This window comes from Paracoccus laeviglucosivorans, from assembly GCF_900182695.1.
GTDB classification, from domain to species: domain Bacteria; phylum Pseudomonadota; class Alphaproteobacteria; order Rhodobacterales; family Rhodobacteraceae; genus Paracoccus; species Paracoccus laeviglucosivorans.
This window is the reverse complement of record NZ_FXTK01000072.1, coordinates 1-1468: the sequence shown is the minus strand read 5'-3', so window position 1 is coordinate 1468 and position 1468 is coordinate 1. Positions and strand designations below refer to the sequence as shown.

Here is a 1468-nt window from a genome sequence, read left to right as displayed (position 1 = left end):
CATGACCGCCATCATCGACATTTTCGCACGCGAGATTCTGGACAGCCGCGGCAACCCGACCGTCGAGGTCGATGTCACGCTGGAAGACGGCACCATGGGCCGTGCAGCCGTGCCCTCGGGCGCCTCGACCGGCGCGCATGAAGCCGTGGAAAAACGTGACGGCGACAAGTCGCGTTATATGGGCAAGGGCGTGCTTGAGGCCGTGAACGCCGTCAACGGCGAGATCGCCGAGAACCTGATCGGCGAGGATGTGACCGACCAGATCGGCATCGACCGCGCCATGATCGATCTGGATGGCACCCATAACAAGGGCCGTCTGGGCGCCAATGCCATTCTGGGCGTGTCGCTGGCTGTGGCGAAAGCCGCCGCCGAAGCCAGCGCCCAGCCGCTATATCGCTATGTCGGCGGCACGGGCGCGCGCATCCTGCCGGTGCCGATGATGAACATCATCAATGGCGGCGAACATGCCGACAATCCGATCGACATTCAGGAATTCATGATCATGCCGGTGGCTGCGGAAAACATCCGCGAAGCTGTCCGCATGGGTTCGGAAGTGTTCCACACGCTGAAGAAAGAACTGTCGGCAGCGGGTCTTTCGACCGGCATCGGCGACGAGGGCGGCTTTGCGCCGAACCTGTCGAGCGCCCGCGACGCGCTGGACTTCATCCTGCGCTCGATCGAAAAGGCGGGCTACCAGCCCGGCGAGGACATCATGCTGGCGCTGGACTGCGCCTCGACCGAATATTTCAAGAACGGCAAATATGAGATGGTCGGCGAAGGCAAATCGCTGACGCCCGGCGAAAACGTCGCCTATCTGGAAGCGCTGTGCAACGACTACCCGATCCTGTCGATCGAGGATGGCTGTTCCGAGGATGACTGGGAAGGCTGGAAGCTGCTGACGGACACGCTGGGCGGCCGCGTGCAGCTGGTCGGCGACGACCTGTTCGTGACCAACCCCGCGCGTCTGGCCGAAGGTATCGCGCGCGGCTGCGGCAATTCGCTGCTGGTCAAGGTCAACCAGATCGGCACCCTGACCGAAACGCTGGACGCCGTGCGTATGGCCGACCGTGCCCGCTATACCTCGGTGATGTCGCACCGTTCGGGCGAAACCGAGGACGCGACCATCGCCGATCTGGCAGTCGCCACGAATTGCGGTCAGATCAAGACAGGCAGCTTGGCGCGTTCGGACCGGCTGGCGAAATACAACCAGCTGATCCGCATCGAGGAAGCGCTGGGTGCATCCGCCGAATATGCAGGTCGTTCGATCCTGCGCGGGTGATTGCCACCTTGGAATGCGGAAAGGGCGGCCTTCGGGCCGCCCTTTTTCATATCCACCAGCGATGGGTCAGGGCGAATGCGCCAAGCGCCAGCCGCTTGCGGAATTCCGAGGGTTGCACGGCATTCAGCGCCTCGATCCCCTTGGGCGCGGCAGCAAGGATCGGCTTGACGCCTGCGCCTGCGAACAGGA

The 1468-nt window shown here is 63.2% G+C and carries 1 protein-coding gene; it reads left to right on the top strand.

What is annotated here, in order from left to right; translation table 11 throughout:
- The first annotated feature begins 1 nt into the window (after position 1).
- Positions 2-1279 (top strand): phosphopyruvate hydratase, encoded by a 1278-nt coding sequence (gene eno / locus FN835_RS21055; protein WP_142665179.1) that lies wholly within the window; start codon positions 2-4, stop codon positions 1277-1279.
- The last annotated feature ends 189 nt before the right edge of the window (positions 1280-1468 follow it).

What these genes read in the sequence shown, in the direction of transcription:
- eno (WP_142665179.1), top strand. Translation starts at nt 2, where the DNA reads ATGACCGCCATCATCGACATTTTCGCACGCGAGATTCTGGACAGCCGC.